Origin of the sequence: Dermacoccus nishinomiyaensis, assembly GCF_900447535.1 — a bacterium.
GTDB classification, from domain to species: Bacteria; Actinomycetota; Actinomycetes; order Actinomycetales; family Dermatophilaceae; genus Dermacoccus; species Dermacoccus nishinomiyaensis.
In genome coordinates, this window is record NZ_UFXX01000002.1 from 393,080 (window position 1) to 411,921 (window position 18,842).

The following is an 18,842-nucleotide window of genomic DNA, read 5'->3' on the forward strand; positions in this document are numbered from 1 at the left end:
CCCCTCCGCACATTGGTGCGCTCCGGGTCGCGACGCCGCGGCCAGCGTGGCCCGGGCGCCACTTCACCCCTGCGCCCATGCGCTGACGATCGTCGGGCGCGGTACGAGCGTACCGGCCGGCACCGCCGTCAGGGCGTCGAGCGCGGTCACCCCAGCTCTTTGGCCCCCACGGAAGGCCGCGCCGGCGTCGGCGCGCATCGCAGGGACGGAGGCGTCAGCGTCGAAGCTCAACCCCACCCAGAACGGCGCCTGCCCCGGGTAGTACCAGTGCGTCTCGACCCGGACGCGCCCCTTCGCGAGGCCCTTGCCGCTCGTCATCGCGTTGCCGTTGGCGTCCGGTTTGCCGTCCTTCGTCAACGTGATGGCGGCCGCGGCCAGCCCGGTGCTCGACTCGCCGATCGTCACCGCCTGCGCGCACGCAGCCTTCGCACCGAGGTCGACAGCGACCCAGTAGACGTCCCCCGCCTTGACCTGGACCTGGCCCTGCTGCGGCGACTTCGGCTGCAACGCAGTCTCTTTCGCCGTGGGCCGTTCACCGAAGAACTGCGCCTCCTGGGCCGACACTGCGCCCACCGGCAACGACACGTCCTTCGCCGGCTGATCACCGACGGGCAGCACCCCGTCAGGCGCGGTCGCCTTCGCACCGGCCACCTGCCCCGGATTGACGACGATGTACCGCGTCGTGGGGTTCTTATTGGTCACCTTGCCGTTCGTCGGATCGAGCGTCGACGGGAAGGCGAGCAGGGCATCGACACGAACCGCGCCACCCATGTTCCAGTGCCCGTCCATCCAGACGAAGTTGTCCCCGTGGCCGGCGGAGAAGTCGGGCGCCCCGACCGGGAAGGACATCGTCGAGTCGCTGTTGCCCGCCCGCTTCTGGTTGCCCGCGACGGTGCAGCCGATGAAGAAGAAGTCGGAGCGCGCGTTCGTCTCGTGCGAGTTGGTGACGACGTTGACCTGCTGCTGCTGGCCGGGCGCGTCGAACGTGCACCCACGGAAGACGAGCGTCGTGCCAGGCCCGGGCATGATGTCGGCGGCCGTCTTGCCCCACGCTCCGTCGCCGCCTGCGAGAAACACGACATCCTCGAACAGGATCGTGCGACGCTGCAGCGGCCCGAGACCGACGTCACCCGACTGGCCCTGCTCGCGCAGCGGATGCGAGTCGGGGTTCGCATCCGCCTGCTCGAGAAACAGGTTGCGCACGTACGTCGAACGCCCCGTCGTGCCGATCGTGCCCTCGTCGCCCGTCGTGATGAAGTGGGTGTCCGAGGGCTTGGCCCCCATGCCGATGAGCGCGACATGCGGCGGCGTGCCGGAGAGCGTCTCGCGGTAGGTGCCAGGCGCGATCTCGACCTTGCGCCAATCCCACGGGTTGCTCTGGGGGCTCTGCGCCCCCACGCCGAGGCGCTGCTGCTTGTCCGTGGCGATGGCCGCGTAGCAGTCCTCGACGGTCCGGTAGGCGCCCCCCGCGCCTGATGAATCGACCTTGTAGGTCTTCACGTAGCTCGTCGGCCCCAAGAACTTCGTCTGCGCGCGCAGCCTCTCAGGGCCGGGCAGTTTGTCGATGTCGCCCATGTCCGGGGCCTTCGACGACGCCTGTGGCTTCTTCGACGTGTCACCGGATGAGCACGCCGCGAGGACCGCCATGCTGATGCCGGCCCCCAGCGTCAGTGCACCGCGGCGCGTCACCTGCTGCGATTGCGTCATCGCACTCCCCCTGGTCTGATCCGAACATCCCGCGCTCAGCTTAGTCGTGCGCCGCCCCGCCACTGGCGGCTTCGTCGACCTCGGCTATCCGACAGAGGTGGCGCGCGTGTGGCTTCGCCCGAGAGACCGCGGCACCTCACCGCGCACGCCCGGGGGCCGCCGTTCGACGATTCAAACGATGGCCTGGATCATGTGGGGCACCCGGAACACTTGCCATGATCCGGTGGCGTGAGCGACACTGGAATCGTCGTCGAGCACTGCCAACGCGGTGCGAGCGCGGTCGGGACTGCCGACGCGGTGCCCGTAGCGGCGATGACATGGCTTGAACGGGGTTCACCGCTGTAGCGGTGGGCCCCGTTCTGCACCTCGGGGGCGTTGATGTATCTCATGTTTGTCGACGAATCGGGCACTCACGGTCATGACGCCCATGCCTTCGTTCTCGGCGGGCTGGCGCTGCATGAGAATGACGCAGCTCAGCTTCAGTCGGTGCTCGACGAGCTGGTGATCAAGCACCTCGGCCGCGTCCCGGTCAACCTGGAGGAATACGAACTCCACGCGAACGAGATGAGAAACGCCAAGAAGCCCAAGGGGAGCGCTCAAGGACGGACGCGAATCTGGGCGACGGTACCTCGCCACACGCGTCTGACCCTGCTTGAAGAGGCCTACGCGTCGCTCGCCACGTTCACGCCGGCAACTCCTGAGGAGGAGCCTTGGCTGTTCGGCGTCGTGCTGGATCGACGCTTTCGCACCAGCAGCAGCCCGCTGCAGCGCGAGCGATTCGCTTATGAGGTCCTTCTCAACAAGTTCGACGTCATGTTGAAGAGGCTCCGGGTCGATGACGACCAGCCAAATCGCGGCCTGGTCATCCACGACCGACGCGTCGTCGCAGAGGCCGACATTCAATCCTGGGTCACCGAATGGCGTGCGGCAGCCGGGGACGTGGGTCAGTTGAGGAACCTGGCCGACGTCCCGCTCTTCACCGATTCACGCGCAACCCGGCTGTTGCAAGCGGCCGATCTCGTGACCTACGCGCTCTACCGGCGGTACGCGACCACCCCCGATACGAGATACTTCGATCTCCTGTGGCCACGATTTCACCGGGACCGCGACGGGACAATCCACGGACTTGTTCACTACACACCGAGCTTTGGCCAGGGCATGTGCACATGCGAGGCATGCACAGCCCGGACCCCCTGAGACCGCGGCACCTCACTACGCACACTGAAGGGCCGCCGTTCGACGAATCGAACGGCGGCCCTCGACGTCAGGCGCGAGCCTGGATCAGGCAGCCATGGCCTTGCTGAGGTTCTCGTCGATGGCGGCGAGGAAGTCCTGCGTGTTGAGGTAGGGCTGGTCCTTGCCGATGAGCAGGGCCAGGTCCTTCGTCATCTTGCCGCTCTCGACGGTCTCGATGCAGACGCGCTCGAGCGTCTCGGCGAACTTCGTCACCTCGGGCGTCTCGTCGAGCTCGCCACGCTTGGCGAGGCCACGCGTCCAGGCGAAGATCGACGCGATCGGGTTGGTCGACGTCTCCTTGCCCTGCTGGTGCTGACGGTAGTGACGCGTCACCGTGCCATGCGCAGCCTCGGCCTCGACGGTCTTGCCGTCCGGCGTCATGAGGACCGACGTCATGAGGCCGAGCGAGCCGAAGCCCTGCGCGACGATGTCGGACTGCACGTCACCGTCGTAGTTCTTGCACGCCCAGACGTAGCCGCCCTCCCACTTGAGCGCGGAGGCGACCATGTCGTCGATGAGACGGTGCTCGTAGGTGAGGCCGCGCTCGTCGAACTGAGCCTTGAACTCGCGGTCGAAGACGTCCTGGAAGATGTCCTTGAACGCGCCGTCGTACGCCTTGAGGATCGTGTTCTTCGTCGACAGGTACACGGGCACGTTGCGCTCGAGACCGTAGTTGAGCGACGCGCGAGCGAAGTCCTCGATCGACTTGTTGTAGTTGTACATGCCCATCGCGACGCCACCCGACTCGGGGAACTCGGCGACCTCGTAGACCTGCTTCTCGCCACCGTCGGCGGGCGTGTAGGAGATCTCGACCTTGCCGGCGCCGGGAACCTTGAAGTTCTGCGACTTGTACTGGTCGGCGTGAGCGTGGCGACCGATGATGATCGGCTTCGTCCAGCCCGGCACGAGGCGCGGCACGTTGCTCATGATGATCGGCTCACGGAAGATGACGCCGCCGAGGATGTTGCGGATCGTGCCGTTCGGGCTCTTCCACATCTCCTTGAGGCCGAACTCCTCGACGCGCGCCTCGTCGGGCGTGATGGTGGCGCACTTGACGCCGACGCCGTACTCCTTGATCGCGTTCGCCGCGTCGACGGTGACCTGGTCGTCCGTGGCGTCGCGGTTCTCGATGCCGAGGTCGTAGTACTTGAGGTCGACGTCGAGGTACGGGTGGATCAGGCGGTCCTTGATGAACTGCCAGATGATGCGCGTCATCTCGTCACCGTCGAGCTCGACGATGGGGTTCTTGACCTTGATCTTCTCCATGGCCTGTGCTGGCTCCTTCGATCAGTTGGTGCGACGAATGTTCGCTTGCCTCAGGTTATCGCTACGTGGGCGACCTCCCCAAGACGAAGGCGTGGCAGCCCGAACGCCTGTGTCATCACCTACCCCGGCGGCCGTCTCGGGGCACTCCTACCCCACTTGGAAAGAGCCGCTGCGCAGATATGCGCGCAGGTGCGCTGCTGTTGCCCCTGCAGTCCGGTCAAGAGAGGTGGGGAGGCCGGCCAGCGGCCACCACGTGTGCTCTGCGGCTTCACCGTCCGCGCCCCAGGCCGGCGGACGCTGTGCTACGCGCACAACAAAGCACAAGGCGAACGCCTGCACCTGGTCGCCATTGGAGTAACGAAGATGCGTGACCTTCGGATCGGACAGGCAGGCAAAGGGCTCGAGCTCGTCCTCTCGCACGAGCACCCCGGCCTCCTCGGCCAGTTCTGTGATCGCGATGTCGGCGAAAGATTGCCCACGCTCGGCTGAACCGGACGGAAACTCCCACTGGCCTGAATCGGCGCGTCGCTGCATCAGAACGTGGCTACCCGCATCAAACAGAACCACCTGGGCGCCAGGCATCAGGATGAGCTGGGACCCCACGAGGGCGCGCAAGCGTCCGAGGTACGTCTCGGCGAATTGGGTCATACGGCCTCGTCGTGCGAGCCGTACCCCATGACGTCGTCGTCGGGGTGCGGCGCGAGCTCGTGGACAAGCGGTACTACGTCGGCGATCGAATCGCAGATGCGCGTCGGCACGAATGGGTACCGGTCGACCTGATCGGGCCTCGTCGAACCGGTCAGCACGAGAATGCTGCGCAGCCCCGCTTCGAGGCCGCTGCGCACGTCCGTGTCGAGGCGGTCACCGATCATCACCGTCGACTCCGAGTGCGCATCGATGCGGTTGAGCGCGCTGCGCATCATGAGCGGATTCGGCTTGCCGACGTAGTACGGCTTGACGCCCGTCGCCGCCGTGATGAGCGCCGCGATCGACCCCGTCGCCGGCAACGGCCCCTCCGTGCTCGGGCCCGTGACGTCCGGGTTCGTCGCGATGAACCGCGCGCCACCCTCGATGAGACGGATCGCACGCGTGATCGCCGTGAACGAATACGTGCGCGTCTCCCCCAGCACGACGTAGTCGGGGTCTCGCTCCGTCATCGTGTAGCCGACGTTATGGAGCGCCGTCGTCAGCCCCGCCTCACCGACGACGTACGCGCTGCCACCGGCGCGCTGATCGGCGAGGAACTGCGCCGTCGCGAGCGCCGACGTCCAGATCGCCTCCTCCGGCACGTCGATGCCCGACGCGAGCAACCGCGCGCGCAGATCGCGCGGCGTGTAGATCGAGTTGTTCGTGAGCACGAGGAAGCGACGCCCCGTCTCCTGCAACGCCTGCAAGAACTCCGAAGCCCCCGGAATGGCGCGCTCCTCATGCACGAGAACGCCATCCATGTCCGTCAGCCAGCACTCCACTGCGTGGTGGTTGCTCATCCGCTCATCCTCACTGTCGTGCCGAATCGTTCAACCCATGATGCGACGAACGGCCGCCGCCACGGTCGCGAGCGCCGGATCGACCTGCGCCGCCATCCTCGCAAAGACCTCCGGGCCCTGACGGAACGGGTCGAGAATCTCCGCCTGGGCATCCAATCGAGTGGTGTGACGCTCGACGCTACCCGCCGGCGATTTGGCGACGAACTCGCGCAGCCCGTGGACGCCCTGGGCTCGGGGCACGGGGGCCACGGTGCAGACGTCGGCGAAGTCGAGCAACGCGAAGATGCGCGACGCCGCCATTGGCGCCTCTTCGGCGAGGACGCGCCGATGCTCGCGCGACGCTGCCAGCACGAGGTCCGCCTCGCGCACGAGTGCGGGCGTCACCTGACGCGGACGGTAGCGCGCGCCGTCGAGGCCGCGCTCACGCAGGAGAACCTGCGTCCCTGATGACATCCTGTCGATGAGCAACGCGCCCGTCCCGGCGCCCTCGACGCGTACCGGCAGGCCCGCCAGGTCGGCAGCCAGCACACGCTCGAAATACGGTGAGCGACAGACGTTTCCCGTGCACACGCCGAGGATGGTGAAGGTCTCGCGATCATCCCCGGTGGCCAGGCTGTCGACCTCATGGCCCGCCTGCCGAGGGCGAACCGGCGCCGGCCCGGCATCGAGGCTGAGCGAAACGTCCGGGCGGGCTCGCGCTGCCTCACGCTCGCGCTTCGCGGCCTGCACCTGCGCGAGCCGTCGCTGATCGGCGCGTGTGCGGAACGTGCCCCACTGCCCGGGCGTCACGGGCTCGACGGCCTCGTCAGCCTGTGCCGGTTCGCCCGACGACGCGGCGTCGCGCGGTTCGCTCACGTCACTCCCCCGTCGTCTCGAGCGCGGCGAGGTCGTAGTCGACGACGACCGCCGCGTGGTCGCTCCACCGCTGATCGTAGGCTGCGGCGCGCCCGATCCACGGTTCGCGGGCGACAGCGGCGAGCGTCGGGCTCGCGAACTGGTAGTCGATGCGCCACCCGGAGTCGTTGTCGAACGCCTTTCCGCGCCACGACCACCACGAGTACGGGCCTGGCACGTCGCCGTGATTGGCGCGCACGACGTCGACCCAGCCGTTCTCGGTGAGCCGCGTCAGGTACGCCTGCTCGTCCTCGAGAAACCCGGCCTTGCCACGGTTTCCCTTCCAGTTCTTGAGGTCGTTCACCGTGTGCGCGACGTTGAAATCGCCCATGACGAGCGCCGGACGATCGACGAGCTGCGCCATCCGCGCCTCGAGCGCGTCGAGGAAGGCGTACTTCGCAGTCTGCTTGTCGGTGCCCGCCTCGCCGGTGTGCACGTAGACGCTCGCGATCGTGACGCTGCGCCCGTCGACGACGACGTCAGCCTCCACCCAGCGGCCGATCTCGTCGAAGCCGTCGATGACGCAGCTCGACGACGCGAGCGCATGCTTCGTCAGGATGGCGACGCCCTCACGGCCCGCAGCGGCCGACTCGGCGTGCGCGAGTTCGTACTCGGCGAGAGCCGAACCGTCGAGTGCGGTCGCGAACTGCTTCGCCGACGCGCGCACCTCCTGCATCGCGACGACGTCCGGCTCCTGCTGCGCCAACCACTCCAGACCCCCGCGACGCTGCGCTGCCCTGATGCCGTTGACGTTCGCCGTGATCACTCGCATGGGCTCATCGTTTCAAGGCCGGATGATCGTGTCGAACCCACCGACCGCAACCGCGCCCAGCCCGAAACCCTGCGTCCAAGTGCACCCGCGTGCATCTGGACGCGGGGAAGAGGTCAGCTTGCGGGGGTGATCGTCGGGCGGCCGAGGGCGTGGACGGTGAAACCCGCCTCAGCCCACCGCTGCCGATCCACCGCATTCCGCCCATCGATGAGCACACGACCCGCGACCTGCTCAGCAACAACGGCCGGGTCGAGATCGCGATACACCTGCCACTCCGTCAACAACACGACCACCCGCGCCCCCACCAACGCCTCATCAACCGTGTCGACATAACCCGGCCCCGGACGCTGAGCCCGCGCCACAGCCAGTGCCTCCGGATCATGCACCCGCACATCCACACCCAACGCCACCAGACGCTCAGCCACGTCCAACGCCGGACTATCCCGAATATCGTCCGAATTCGGCTTGAACGCCGCCCCCAACACCGCCACCGGCGCCCCCACGACGTCCTCACCCAGCACGTCACGCACGAGCTCCACCACCCGCGAACGACGACGCACGTTCGTCGCATCCACCGTCCGCAAGAACTCCACCGACTCCGCCAGGCCGAGCTCCTCACCACGTGCCATGAACGCACGAATGTCCTTCGGTAAGCACCCCCCACCGAACCCGACACCCGCACCCAAGAACTTGCGCCCGATGCGCTCGTCATGCCCGATCGCATCCGCGAGCGCGACGACATCACCGCCGCTCGCCTCACACACCTCAGCCATCGCATTGATGAACGAGATCTTCGTCGCGAGGAACGCATTCGCGCTCACCTTGACCAACTCAGCCGTCGCGAAATTCGTCACCAACCGCGGCGTACCCGCCGCCAATGCCCGCGCATACACCTCATCCAGACGCGCGACATTCGCCTCCGCGAACTCCCCCTCCACGCCGTACACGAACCGATCCGGCGTCAACGTGTCCTTCACCGCGAATCCCTCACGCAAGAACTCCGGATTCCAGATCAGACGCGCATCCACCCCGTCACACACGCCGGCCTGCAGCACGTCCAGCACGCGCGGCACCGTCCCCACCGGCACCGTCGACTTGCCCACCGCCACTGACCCCGCCTTCATGTGCGGCGCCAACGACGCGAACGCACCGAACACATAATCCGTGTTCGCCGCATACTCCCCCGGCTTCTGCGGCGTCCCCACACACACAAAATGCACATCAGCATCCGCCACATCAGCGATGTCCGTCGACCACCGCAACCGACCCGACGCCTGCGCACTCACCAACAACTCCGGCAACCCCGGCTCGAAGATCGGACTACGCCCCGCTGCCAACGCCTCGATCTTCAACACATCCGTGTCGACACCCACCACGTCATGACCCAACTCAGCCATGCACGCCGCATGCACCGCGCCCAGATAGCCCGTGCCGATGACCGAGATCTTCAAACCCATGCCGCAGATTCTAGGGTGCCGCCCCCTGCTGCGACGCTCATTTGCCGCGCGCGGCCCCCGTCACTGCGTCGTTGTTCGTCGCGCGTTCACCGGAGTCGCGCTCACGCACTCGTCGGTGCGCTTCGGCATCTCGGGTACGACGGCTGACGGCGCCGGCCGCCGTCGACGATGCGCCCTGAACCACACGCGCCCGACGACGAGTCCGAACAGGCGCCCCACCGCGTCCGCACGCGGGCCCGAGGATGCCGTGACCACGCGCCGCTCCCCTGAGGGGCCGCAGCACCCACCGTCCCCGATACGACGGAGACAGTCCCCACGCAGGTCGCCGTTGCGCCCGTTGTCGACAAGGACGAGGACGAACGGCGGCGCGCCGAGCACGCTCAGCTGCACGGCCAGGCTCGCGCTCGCCCCACGGACGGGGATGATGACGCTCACCTCGACCTCCGAGGGACGTGTCATCGGCTGCGACCTAACCGAGCTTGACGCCCGTGAAGGCGACGAAGGTGACGATCGCACCGAGCGCGTACAACGCGACGTCCGTGCCCCGCGAACGCACCTTGAGATCCGGCACGACACGCTCGGGGAAGACGGCGCGCATGGTCGCCCCCAGCAGCGGACCCACGGCCATGAGGATGCCGCCGACGCGCACATGCCCGCCGAAGACGACGGCGAGGCCCAACGCGACCGGCAGCACGACGACGAGCCACGGGACGCCGACCTTGAAGTGACTCACCGACCCCGAGCCTCGGCCTCACGCTCGGCGGCCTCCACGACGTTCGTCAGCAGCAGCGCACGCGTCATCGGGCCGACGCCGCCGGGGTTCGGCGACATGAATCCGGCGACCTCAGCGACGTCCGGTGCGATGTCACCGGCCACCTTGCCGTCGACGCGGCTGACTCCGACGTCGAGCACTGCGGCACCCTGCTTGACCATGTCCTTCGTGATGAGCCCCGGCACACCGGCGGCGGCGACGATGACGTCCGCGTTCTTCGTGTGAGCTGCGAGATCCTTCGTGCCGGTGTGGCACAGGATGGCCGTCGCGTTCTCGCTGCGACGTGTGAGGATGAGACCGAGCGGGCGCCCCACCGTCAGCCCACGCCCGACGACGACGACCTCCGCGCCGTTCAGCGGAACGTCGTAACGGCGCAGCAGTTCGATGACGCCCATCGGCGTGCACGGCAGCGGCGCCTCCTCGCCGAGCACGAGCTTGCCGAGGTTGACCGGGTGCAGACCGTCGACGTCCTTCTCCGGCTTGACGCGTGAGAGCAGCGCGACCTCGTCGAGACCCGTCGGCTGCTGGATGAGGAAGCCCGTGCAGTTCTCGTCGTCGTTGAGCTCGTCGATGACGGCCTCGACCTCGGCCTGTGTCGCGGTGGCCGGCAGATCCTTGCGGATCGAGGTGATGCCGATCTCCGCGCAATCCTTGTGCTTGGCATTGACGTACCACTGCGAGCCCGGGTCATCGCCGACGAGCACCGTGCCGAGGCCCGGCGTGATGCCGCGCGCCTTCAACGCATCGATGCGCCCGCGCAGCTCGTCCTTGATCGTCGCGAGGGTGGCTTTTCCGTCGAGCGTCGTCGCAGTCATGGCCCCAATCCTGCCAGACGCCTCGGGCGCGCGGTCGGCGCTCACACCGGGGTGTGACGGGACGCTCGTGATCGACCTGGGCTCACGCGTACGGTCGTCGTATGACAGGAGCGTGCCGAGCGGCGAGTGGCGTGGCGCGTTCCCGCGCTCGTGGCACTCGTCGTCGGGGTGCTCGTCGTGGCGTTGTTCCTCGTCGTCGACCGCCGTTCGTCAGCCCCGGTCGCCGACGCGCCCTCACCAGCCTGAGCGGACGCCCCGTGGTGGCCTTCGTCGGCGACAGCTACTCCGCCGGCTCGGAGGCGAGCTCACCGGACAAGCGATGGACCACCGTCCTGAGCGCTGAGCGCGGGTGGAACGAGATCAACGTCGCCGTGCCTGGCATGGGCTACGACGTGGGGCGTCCGACGCAGCACTACGCTTCCCAGGTCGCACGAGCCGCAGCGTCGAAGCCGGGCACGGTCATCATCTCCGGCGGATGGAACGACGTCGCCCGCGGCGTGCCGACGGCGACCATCGTCGAGGGCCTGCGCGAGACGCTCGCGGCGGTGACGAAGCACGTCCCCGAGGCGCGCGTCGTCATCATCGCACCGATCGGACCGGCGAGTTCTCCCCCACCCGACCTCGTACGGCTGCGCGATGCCGCCGCACCCGTGGTGCGCAGCTCAGGTGCGACGTGGCTGGATCTCGACTTCCCGCTCACCGGTCACCCTGAGTGGATCAGCCCTGACGGCCTGCACCCCAACGACGCGGGCTGCAAGCGCCTCGCCGAGCTCACGAACGCGCGTCTGAAGTAGCCCGTCGGCCACCGGAGCGTGCCGCCACCGCTGCCGCCGCAGCGGTGACGACCATGCCGACGACGGTGCGCACATCGACACCTTCGCGCGCCACCGGGTCGAGCAGGTCGATGACGAGCGCCGCGACGAGCTGCCCCATGATGCCCATGAGCCCGAGCACGAGCACGCTGATGTGCTCCGTCGCCCACGCCGACAACCCGATGAACGCGATGCCCAGCGGCGCACCGAGCCACGCCCACCAGGGAGCGTCGTGCGGCCACTGCCACTGCGTGAAGCCGAGGAGCACGCGCGCACCGGCGAACACCACGAGAGCGGTCACGCCGACGAGGAAGTTCTGCAGCGTCGTCGCGTACGAACTACCTGCCCGCGCACTGACGCGCCCGTTGAGACCCTGCTGGAACTGCGTCATGACGCCCGCGATGATGACGGCGAGGGCCGGCAGGATCGCGATGCCACCCGGGACGTGCTGGCCGCTCACCGTGATGCCGACCCCGACGACGGCGAACGCTCCGGCGAGCGCGCGAGCGGGGGTGATCGGCGTGCGCCCCTTGGGGCCGGCACCGACGTGATCGGCGAGCAGCCCGCCGAGTGCCCGGCCACCGACGCTCGCGACGATGAAGACCGCTACCCCGAGGATGGCGACCGTGCTCGTCTGCACCGCCACGAACGCACCGCCGAGAACGCCGCCGAGGCACTCCCACCAGCGCAGACGCCCCGCCCGAATCGCGTCGACGAGCCGACCCGCGCCGCGGCGCAGGCTCGGCACGACGAGCGTCAGCACGAGCAGCGCGAGCCCCGAACCGAAGCTCCACACCGCCGCGACGAGCGGCTCGGACAACGGCTCACCGAGCGTCCCGTTGAAGCGCGCCTGCAACGACAGGCACGCCCCACCGAAGAACGCGGCAGTGAGGGCAAGCGCCTCGGAGGAGGCTCTGGCGTCACGCTTCATCGCAGGGCACCGCGACGATGGCAGGTTTGGCCGAAGATGTGGCCGACGTTCAGGCCATCTTGAGCCAAACCCGCCATCTGGGGGTTGTCGATCAGAGGTGTCATTCAGTGCGCGAAGTGACGCGTACCGGTGAAGTACAGGGTGACGCCGGCCTTGTTCGCGGCGTCGATGACCTCGGCGTCACGAATGGACCCACCCGGCGCGACAACGGCCTGGACGCCCGCGTCGAGCAGGATCTGCAGGCCGTCGGCGAACGGGAAGAACGCGTCCGACGACGCCACCGAACCACGGGCCCGCTCGGCGCCCGCACGCGTCACGGCGAGGTTGCACGAGTCGACGCGGTTGACCTGGCCCATGCCGATACCGACCGACGCACCGTCCTTGGCGAGCAGAATCGCGTTCGACTTCACGGCGCGCACCGCACGCCACGCGAACTCGAGGTCACGCATCGTGGCCTCGTCCGCGGCCTCGCCGGCGACGAGCTGCCAGCGCTCAGGGTCGTCACCCGTGGTGCGACCGTCCTTGTCCTCGCCCTCTGCGTCGATCATGTCGCGCTCCTGCACGAGCAGACCACCGCTGATCGGGCGCATGTCGAAACCACCCGCAGTGGGCGCGGGCACGGTGACGAGGCGCAGGTTCTTCTTCGCGGTGAGTACCTCGAGGGCGTCGTCGTCAAACGCCGGCGCGACGACGACCTCGGTGAAGATGTCCTTCACCGTGTCCGCCATGGCCTTCGTCACCGGGCGGTTGGTCGCGATGATGCCGCCGAACGCGCTCGTCGAGTCGCACTCGTGGGCGCGCTGGTGCACGGCGGCGATGTCCTCGTCGGGAGCGCCGACGGCGATGCCGCACGGGTTGGCGTGCTTGATGATGGCGACCGTCGGCACGTCACCGTGGTCGTACGCGGCGCGGTAGGCGGCGTCGGCGTCGACGTAGTTGTTGTACGACATCTCCTTGCCGTGCAGCTGCTCGCCCTGGGCGAGGCCGCTCGCGTCGGCCGACGTGTAGAGGGCCGCCGCCTGGTGCGGGTTCTCGCCGTAGCGCAGGCTCGCAGCCTTCGTGAACGTCGCGCCCATCCAGTCGGGGAACTGATCGCCCGTCGCCTCGTCGTCCGAACCGGCGAGGTTCTCCCCCATCCACGTCGCGACGGCGACGTCGTACGACGCGGTGTGGACGAACGCCTCACGCGCGAGCTCGGTGCGCTGCTGCAGCGTGAAGCCGCCACCGTTGACGGCGGTGATGACGTCGTCATAGCGCGACGGGTCGGTGACGATCGCGACGGTGGGGTGGTTCTTCGCGGCCGCGCGCACCATCGTCGGGCCGCCGATGTCGATCTGTTCGACGCACTCGTCGATGCTCGCGCCGGACGCGACGGTCTCGGCGAACGGGTACAGGTTGACGACGACGAGGTCGAACGGTGCGACGCCGAGCTCACGCAGCTGCGCCAGGTGGTCGTCCTTGCGCGAGTCGGCGAGGATGCCCGCGTGCACCTTGGGGTGCAGCGTCTTGACGCGACCCTCGAGGCACTCGGGAAAACCGGTCAGCTCCTCGACGGGCGTCACCGGGATGCCGAGACCGGCGATGAGCTTGCTCGAACCACCGGTCGAGACGATCTCGACGCCGGCGTCGGCCAGGGCGCGTGCCAACTCCTCCAGACCCGTCTTGTCGTACACCGAGACGAGGGCCCGCTTGATGGGGCGCAAACCGTCACTCATTGATCAAAACCGTCCTGCCGTTGATGGACCAACCACGTGCGAACCTGCGGACGACGTCCACAAGCATGTCGCGCTCCTCGACCTTGATGCGTTCGTGGAGCGAGTCTTCGTCGTCATCGGCGCGCACCTCGACGGCGCGCTGCGCGATGATCGGGCCCGTGTCGACGCCGGCGTCGACGACGTGACACGTCGTACCCGTGATCTTGACGCCGTGAGCGAGGGCATCCCACACACCGTGCGCGCCGGGGAAGCTCGGCAGCAGCGCCGGATGCGTGTTGATGACGGTGTGGCGCGCGAGCGTCGTCGCACCCAAGATCTTCATGAAACCGGCCGAGACGACGAGGTGCGGCGGCGCATCGGGGTCGCCCGAGTCGTCGTCGAAGCTGCGCTCGATGGCGTCGGCGAGCGCCTCGTCCCAGGCGTCGCGGTCGGCGAAATGGGCGGTGTCGACGACGAACGTCGGGATGCCTGCGCGCATCGCGCGCTCGAGACCGGCGCACTCGCGGTCGGCACCGACGGCGACGATCGTGAACGGCGAGCGCTGACCGCGAGCGGCCGCGTCGGCCTCTGCGTCGATGAGCGCCTGCAGCAGCGAACCGCTGCCGGAGACGAGGACGACGACCTCGAGCGGTCGGGTGTCGGGGCGCAGCTGCGGCGTGGCACTCACGTGCATAACCCTACCGACCGTGCTTGACGAAGCAGCGACTGCGAACCCGCTAATCCTGAGGGGTGGAAAGCTGCACGCGCCCGCTCGTGAGGCACGGCTGCGACCTGCTGCGATGGGCGCAGCCTTTCATGCTTCATATCGGCTCGACCCGGCCTATGCGGAGTACGCATCGCACGAGACAGGAGACGACCTCGAGCATGTTCGGAGCAATCGGGCGCACCGCGATCAGCGCGAACGGCGTCGCTCGAACGACGAACACGCGGCAGGCTCACAGCGGTGACGATGCACCGGGGCCAGATCTACTGGTGCGACCTCGGCCACGGGGAGAAACCCTGACTCGTTGTCTCGAACAACGCCCGTAACACCCATCTGCGCAGTGCTCTCGTCGTGCGCGTCACGACCTCGACGAAGCCGCCGCTGCCGAGCATCGTCCCGATCGAGCTCAGCGGCGCGAGTCGCGCGGGCCAAGAACTCCTCGGCAGCGTCCTCTGCGACGACATCGAGGTGCTCTACGACGACGACCACGTGCACCCCGGGAGCGGGTTACCACCGCACATCATGCAGCGCGTCGATGCTGCCCTCACGGTGGCTCTGGCCCTCACGTGACCAGGCGATGATGCCGAGGACGCCACGCGGGGCTCAGTTGAAGAAGAACTTCTCGACCTCGTTGGGGTTCTGGCTGTAGGAGCTCTCGCAGGATTCGCGCGCCTGGTTGGTGTTGGCGCCCCACAGGCACTCTTGATAGCTCTTCGTGCGTTCGTAGTGCACGAGCGGCGCGGCCGTCATGGCGAGCAGGAGAGCCGTGAGCACGAGGCCGACGAGGTTCGGCCCGAACGCACCCGCGACGCCGGCGCGGCGCACGTCGCGCAGGTAGCGGATGCCGTAGAAGAGCGACAACGCCAACGGGATGGCGGCCAGGCCCGACGCGGGCAGCGGCAGCCACGACAGCAGGAACCCGAGCAGCAGATACCGCAGCGACAGGACGTTGTTGCGCAGACCGGGCGGCAGCTGGGGCATCTCACTCACAGCACTCCCAACGATCGAGAACGACGATTTGATCCCGCCGCACGGGCCACGTACGTCGCGTCACGTCTGGTGGCTCGAACGCCAGTGACGCGCCGCCGCCGTCGCGAGCGCGGGCAGCACGAGCAGTAGCGGCGCGACGAGCCACGCCTGCCACGACGGGCCGACGTACTCGAGCAGCCCCCGCGACACCGACGCCGTCGAGAACCACCACAGCAGCCACAACGTCACCGTCGTGACGGCGGCGGCGCTCGCCGCGACCGTCAGCTTCGCACGCAGACTCGCGAACCGGGTGAGTGCCCGGCCCGAGGCCCAGCCGATGAAGACGCCGACGCCGATGGGCACGGCGAGCGCCGCCCAGGCCCACGGCCCGACGTGGTCGGGCAGCGCCCCGAGGACGGGGACCATCGGCAGGGTGCCGGGCGTCATCCCGGAGTGGCCGATGCTGACGGCACCCGCCTCGAACGGCGCGCCCGTCGTCCACCCCGCCATGTGGGCGAGAAGGTTGGGCAGGGCCATCACCTGCGCCAGCACGAGCAGGCAGCCGCCAACGACACCGGGCGCGAGCGCTTGCTGAACCGCCCACACGCGCGGCGCGTGCCAGGCGATGAGCACGACGAGCAGCAGCAGCGACAACGCCGCGAACAGGCCCGCGCCGCGCAGGCCCGCAGACAGCGAACGGCGCAACAGCAGCGGGGTGGCCTCGACGACGACCTCGTCGAGCGCCGCGAGTTCGGGCGAGTGCTTGCGTTCGTGCCAGGCCGTCCACGCCACGCCGAGCGCGGCCACGAGCGCCGGGCCCACGATGAGCGACCACCAGTGGATGTGGCTGTGGCCGAGCCCCGCGACGATGCCGAGCACCTGCGCCGCGACCACGTATCCCCCGACGTACGCGAGCATGATGGCGCGCAGGTCCGGGGCGCGCAGCCGTTCGTCGGGGAACGCGGCGCGCGCGCCGAAGCAAGCGGCGAGCACGCAACCGAGCGTCAGCAGCAGCGGGCTGAAGACGACCGTGATGCCGTCGACGACGACGTGCCCGCGATGTGCGAGCGCCCACAGGTCGATGGCGACGCCGAGTGTGTCGTTCCACGACGACGTCGACTGTGCATCGAGCGTCCACGCGGCGAAGACCGGGACCATGAGGACGACGAGTGACGCGAGCGCCGCGACGATGCCGTACCCGAAGGCGAGCGGGACGTGCGGGCGCCCGGCCGGTCGCGATTCGTTCGTCGAGCGACCATTCGCCCCGGTGCGCGCCGCATCTCGTTGAGACGGTCCTGTCGAACCTCGTGACGCCGAGTCACGAGACGCTGCGCTCTGTCGCGGCGGGCGGGAGCCGCCACCCACGCCGTCACGGGCACCCGCGCGCGCGGGTGAACTGCCGCCCGCACGCTGCGGGCGCTGCGGTCGAGGGCGTTTGTTCGCCGGAGACGAGGCGGACGAAGAACTGCGGGGGCGACGATCACTCATGGCCCGGCCATCCTCTCAGGCCGCGCTGGGCCGATGCTCGAGGCTCGCCGCAGGAACGACTGATCCCGCCACTTACAGCAGGTGGCGGGATCAGCGAGAGGCGTGAGCCTCGGCCGCACGGGTCGAAGCCATGTGGCGCCGAGAGCGCTCAGACCTGACGGAACGCAAACGTCACTTGGCCTGGATGCGGATGGCCTGCTCGTCGCCGTAACCGCACTTGACGTCGATCGTCTTGATCTTCTTGCCGTTCGGCACCTTGTAGACGACGTCACCCGTCGTCGTGTCGCCCTTGTAGAGGGTGCCGTAGTCGAGACGCTGCCCGTACGAGGCGAAGTCCTCGCGCGCGGACGTGTTGTCGTCGAGCTTCACCTTGAGACACGTCGTGCCGGCGTTGAGATTCTTGTCGCCGAGGTTAGTCATCGTGATGTTGACGGCGACGAAGTGGTTGCCGTTGCCCGGCTTGTCGAAGTCGTTCTCGGGGGTGATCGGGTCGGCGATCTTGTTGACCTTGGCCGACATCTGCTTCGTCTTGACCTCTTCACCGACCTTGCCGGTCTTGGGGCCCGACGCGTCTCCCGAGTCGCCCGTACCGGTGTCGGAGGACGGGGACTCGCTCGTCGTCGGTGCAGCCGCGCTCGAGCTCTGATCGGGCGTGGAGGCCGGCGACGTGGCGCTCGGGGCCGCCGAGGTGGCCTCGCCCGCAGCCGACGACGCGGCCGAGGCCACGGACGGCGCCGCGCTGTTCGCGGCCGACGTGGCCTGGGACGCGCCGCCCTCGACCTGGGTGCAGGCGCTCGTGCCGAGCGTCATCGTTCCGGCCAGCAGGGCCAGGCCCATCGTGCGTGCGGTGGTCTTCATCTGGGTGTTCCTTTCGGTGCGTCCGAGCCGCGGCGTGCCCGGGCTGAGGGTGAAGTGGTCAGTGGGCGAGGTCGACGCGGATGGTGCGCTGATCCCCGGCGAAGTCGAGGGAGCATCGCACGTCGACGGACTTGAGCTTCTGGTTCTTCGGCAGCTCGAACGTCACGTCCCCGCTCGCGGCGTCACCCTTGTGCAGGGTGGACGAATCCATCGGCGAACCGTAATCGGCGAACAGTGACGCCGACGCCGACCCGTTCGTCGTCGTCTTGGCGTCGATGCACATCGACGGGCTGAAGTTGATCGGTGTGCCGCCGACGTTCGTCACCGTCATCGACACGGCCGCCCACTTCTTGCCGGCCCCCGGCTTGAAGACCGCCGAATCGCCGACCGGCACCGGGTCGACGACCTTGGTCACCTTCACCGACAACTTCGAGGTCTTCGCCTCCGCACCGACCTTCGTGGTGACGAGCCCCTGCTGGCCGGAGCCGAGCGGATCGGACGCCGGCGCAGACGACGCGGCCGCCTCGCTCGACGCGGCACCAGCGGACGTGGCGGGCGCCGACGACGACTCGGGCGCGGCAGCAGGCGTCGCCGCGCTAGGAGTCTGAGCGGCCGCGTTCGACGACACGGCGGCACTCGGCGGCGCAGACGCGCTCGCCGCCGGCGACGAACCGTCGACGCTCGTGCACGCACCCACCGACAACGTCACGCCCACAGCTCCGACGAGACCGAACCCTTGCTTCAAGTCCATGACGATCCCTCCCAGGTCGACGGACTCTCGCCCGCGTCATCATTCATAACTTAACCGTCACTGGGACGCCGCTGCATGATTACTGGTTCCATCCGTGCGCCGACTTCTCGCGGCCATGTCGTCGGCACCTCGGCGACACGACGAACGCCCCCGCACCAGCGCGAGCCGATGCGGGGGCGTTCGTCGAGATCACCGAAGCGACGTTCGGT

The 18,842-nt window shown here is 68.4% G+C and carries 19 protein-coding genes and 1 pseudogene; 3 read left to right on the plus strand and 17 right to left on the minus strand.

The features are described 5' to 3' along the window. Window positions 1-63 precede the first annotated feature (63 nt). The gene (locus tag DYE07_RS13600; RefSeq protein WP_115297296.1) at window positions 64-1,707 is read right to left on the minus strand and encodes a hypothetical protein; all 1,644 of its coding nucleotides are present in this window, start codon (window positions 1,705-1,707) and stop codon (window positions 64-66) included. Between the two features lie 387 nt (window positions 1,708-2,094). On the opposite strand from DYE07_RS13600, the gene DYE07_RS13605 reads away from it, so the two are divergent. Beyond that, window positions 2,095-2,904: a DUF3800 domain-containing protein gene (locus DYE07_RS13605; RefSeq protein WP_172463033.1), complete on the plus strand. Its 810-nt coding sequence runs from the start codon at window positions 2,095-2,097 to the stop codon at window positions 2,902-2,904. A gap of 84 nt (window positions 2,905-2,988) precedes the next feature. On the opposite strand, the gene DYE07_RS13610 is transcribed toward DYE07_RS13605, so the two are convergent. From DYE07_RS13610 to DYE07_RS13650, 9 genes are all read right to left on the minus strand, one after another. Next, window positions 2,989-4,209, minus strand: coding sequence for an NADP-dependent isocitrate dehydrogenase (locus DYE07_RS13610; protein WP_115297298.1), 1,221 nt, complete (start codon window positions 4,207-4,209; stop codon window positions 2,989-2,991). 147 nt (window positions 4,210-4,356) lie between these two features. Continuing rightward, on the minus strand, window positions 4,357-4,857 hold the full coding sequence (locus DYE07_RS13615) for an NUDIX domain-containing protein (protein ID WP_051806063.1): 501 nt from the start codon (window positions 4,855-4,857) through the stop codon (window positions 4,357-4,359). Further along, entirely contained in the window at window positions 4,854-5,696 is an 843-nt protein-coding gene (locus DYE07_RS13620; RefSeq protein ID WP_115297299.1) for an HAD-IIA family hydrolase, read from the minus strand. Before DYE07_RS13620 ends, DYE07_RS13615 begins: the two co-directional genes overlap by 4 nt. 30 nt (window positions 5,697-5,726) lie before the next feature. Next, window positions 5,727-6,551, minus strand: coding sequence for an arsenate reductase/protein-tyrosine-phosphatase family protein (locus DYE07_RS13625; RefSeq protein ID WP_172463034.1), 825 nt, complete (start codon window positions 6,549-6,551; stop codon window positions 5,727-5,729). A 1-nt stretch (window position 6,552) separates the two neighbouring features. After that, window positions 6,553-7,362, minus strand: coding sequence for an exodeoxyribonuclease III (locus DYE07_RS13630; protein WP_115297301.1), 810 nt, complete (start codon window positions 7,360-7,362; stop codon window positions 6,553-6,555). A 113-nt stretch (window positions 7,363-7,475) separates the two neighbouring features. Next, window positions 7,476-8,819, minus strand: a complete 1,344-nt coding sequence (locus DYE07_RS13635) for a UDP-glucose dehydrogenase family protein (RefSeq protein ID WP_115297302.1) — start codon at window positions 8,817-8,819, stop codon at window positions 7,476-7,478. Between the two features lie 60 nt (window positions 8,820-8,879). Then, window positions 8,880-9,278, minus strand: a complete 399-nt coding sequence (locus DYE07_RS13640) for a hypothetical protein (RefSeq protein ID WP_115297303.1) — start codon at window positions 9,276-9,278, stop codon at window positions 8,880-8,882. 10 nt (window positions 9,279-9,288) lie between these two features. After that, entirely contained in the window at window positions 9,289-9,552 is a 264-nt protein-coding gene (locus DYE07_RS13645; protein ID WP_006945601.1) for a DUF3017 domain-containing protein, read from the minus strand. Next, the gene (locus tag DYE07_RS13650; protein ID WP_115297304.1) at window positions 9,549-10,406 is read right to left on the minus strand and encodes a bifunctional methylenetetrahydrofolate dehydrogenase/methenyltetrahydrofolate cyclohydrolase; all 858 of its coding nucleotides are present in this window, start codon (window positions 10,404-10,406) and stop codon (window positions 9,549-9,551) included. The genes DYE07_RS13645 and DYE07_RS13650 overlap by 4 nt, the downstream gene beginning before the upstream one ends. A gap of 257 nt (window positions 10,407-10,663) precedes the next feature. Between DYE07_RS13650 and DYE07_RS13655 the strand changes: the two genes are divergently transcribed. Then, entirely contained in the window at window positions 10,664-11,200 is a 537-nt protein-coding gene (locus DYE07_RS13655) for an SGNH/GDSL hydrolase family protein (protein WP_172463035.1), read from the plus strand. Here the strand turns inward: DYE07_RS13655 and DYE07_RS13660 are convergent. The 3 genes from DYE07_RS13660 to purN form a co-directional block, all read right to left on the minus strand. Next, complete coding sequence (locus DYE07_RS13660) at window positions 11,178-12,149, minus strand: DMT family transporter (protein ID WP_115297306.1); 972 nt, start codon at window positions 12,147-12,149, stop codon at window positions 11,178-11,180. The two genes, DYE07_RS13655 and DYE07_RS13660, sit on opposite strands and share 23 nt — an antisense overlap. A 104-nt stretch (window positions 12,150-12,253) precedes the next feature. Beyond that, window positions 12,254-13,864: a bifunctional phosphoribosylaminoimidazolecarboxamide formyltransferase/IMP cyclohydrolase gene (gene purH, locus DYE07_RS13665; protein WP_006945564.1), complete on the minus strand. Its 1,611-nt coding sequence runs from the start codon at window positions 13,862-13,864 to the stop codon at window positions 12,254-12,256. Next, a complete protein-coding gene (purN, locus tag DYE07_RS13670; protein WP_115297307.1) occupies window positions 13,857-14,537 on the minus strand; it encodes a phosphoribosylglycinamide formyltransferase in 681 nt (226 codons plus the stop codon). Before purN ends, purH begins: the two co-directional genes overlap by 8 nt. Window positions 14,538-14,879: 342 nt before the next feature. On the opposite strand from purN, the pseudogene DYE07_RS13675 reads away from it, so the two are divergent. Next, window positions 14,880-15,137: pseudogene (locus tag DYE07_RS13675) on the plus strand (type II toxin-antitoxin system PemK/MazF family toxin); the annotation flags it as partial. A gap of 33 nt (window positions 15,138-15,170) precedes the next feature. Here the strand turns inward: DYE07_RS13675 and DYE07_RS13680 are convergent. The 4 genes from DYE07_RS13680 to DYE07_RS13695 all read right to left on the minus strand — a co-directional run bounded on the left by DYE07_RS13680 (window position 15,171) and on the right by DYE07_RS13695 (window position 18,633). Beyond that, a complete protein-coding gene (locus tag DYE07_RS13680) occupies window positions 15,171-15,557 on the minus strand; it encodes a hypothetical protein (protein ID WP_074040318.1) in 387 nt (128 codons plus the stop codon). Between the two features lie 60 nt (window positions 15,558-15,617). After that, entirely contained in the window at window positions 15,618-16,694 is a 1,077-nt protein-coding gene (locus tag DYE07_RS13685) for a cell division protein PerM (RefSeq protein WP_147286950.1), read from the minus strand. A gap of 501 nt (window positions 16,695-17,195) precedes the next feature. After that, a complete protein-coding gene (locus DYE07_RS13690) occupies window positions 17,196-17,882 on the minus strand; it encodes a DUF4352 domain-containing protein (RefSeq protein ID WP_115297309.1) in 687 nt (228 codons plus the stop codon). Between the two features lie 58 nt (window positions 17,883-17,940). Next, window positions 17,941-18,633, minus strand: coding sequence for a DUF4352 domain-containing protein (locus DYE07_RS13695; RefSeq protein ID WP_115297310.1), 693 nt, complete (start codon window positions 18,631-18,633; stop codon window positions 17,941-17,943). Window positions 18,634-18,842 lie beyond the last annotated feature (209 nt).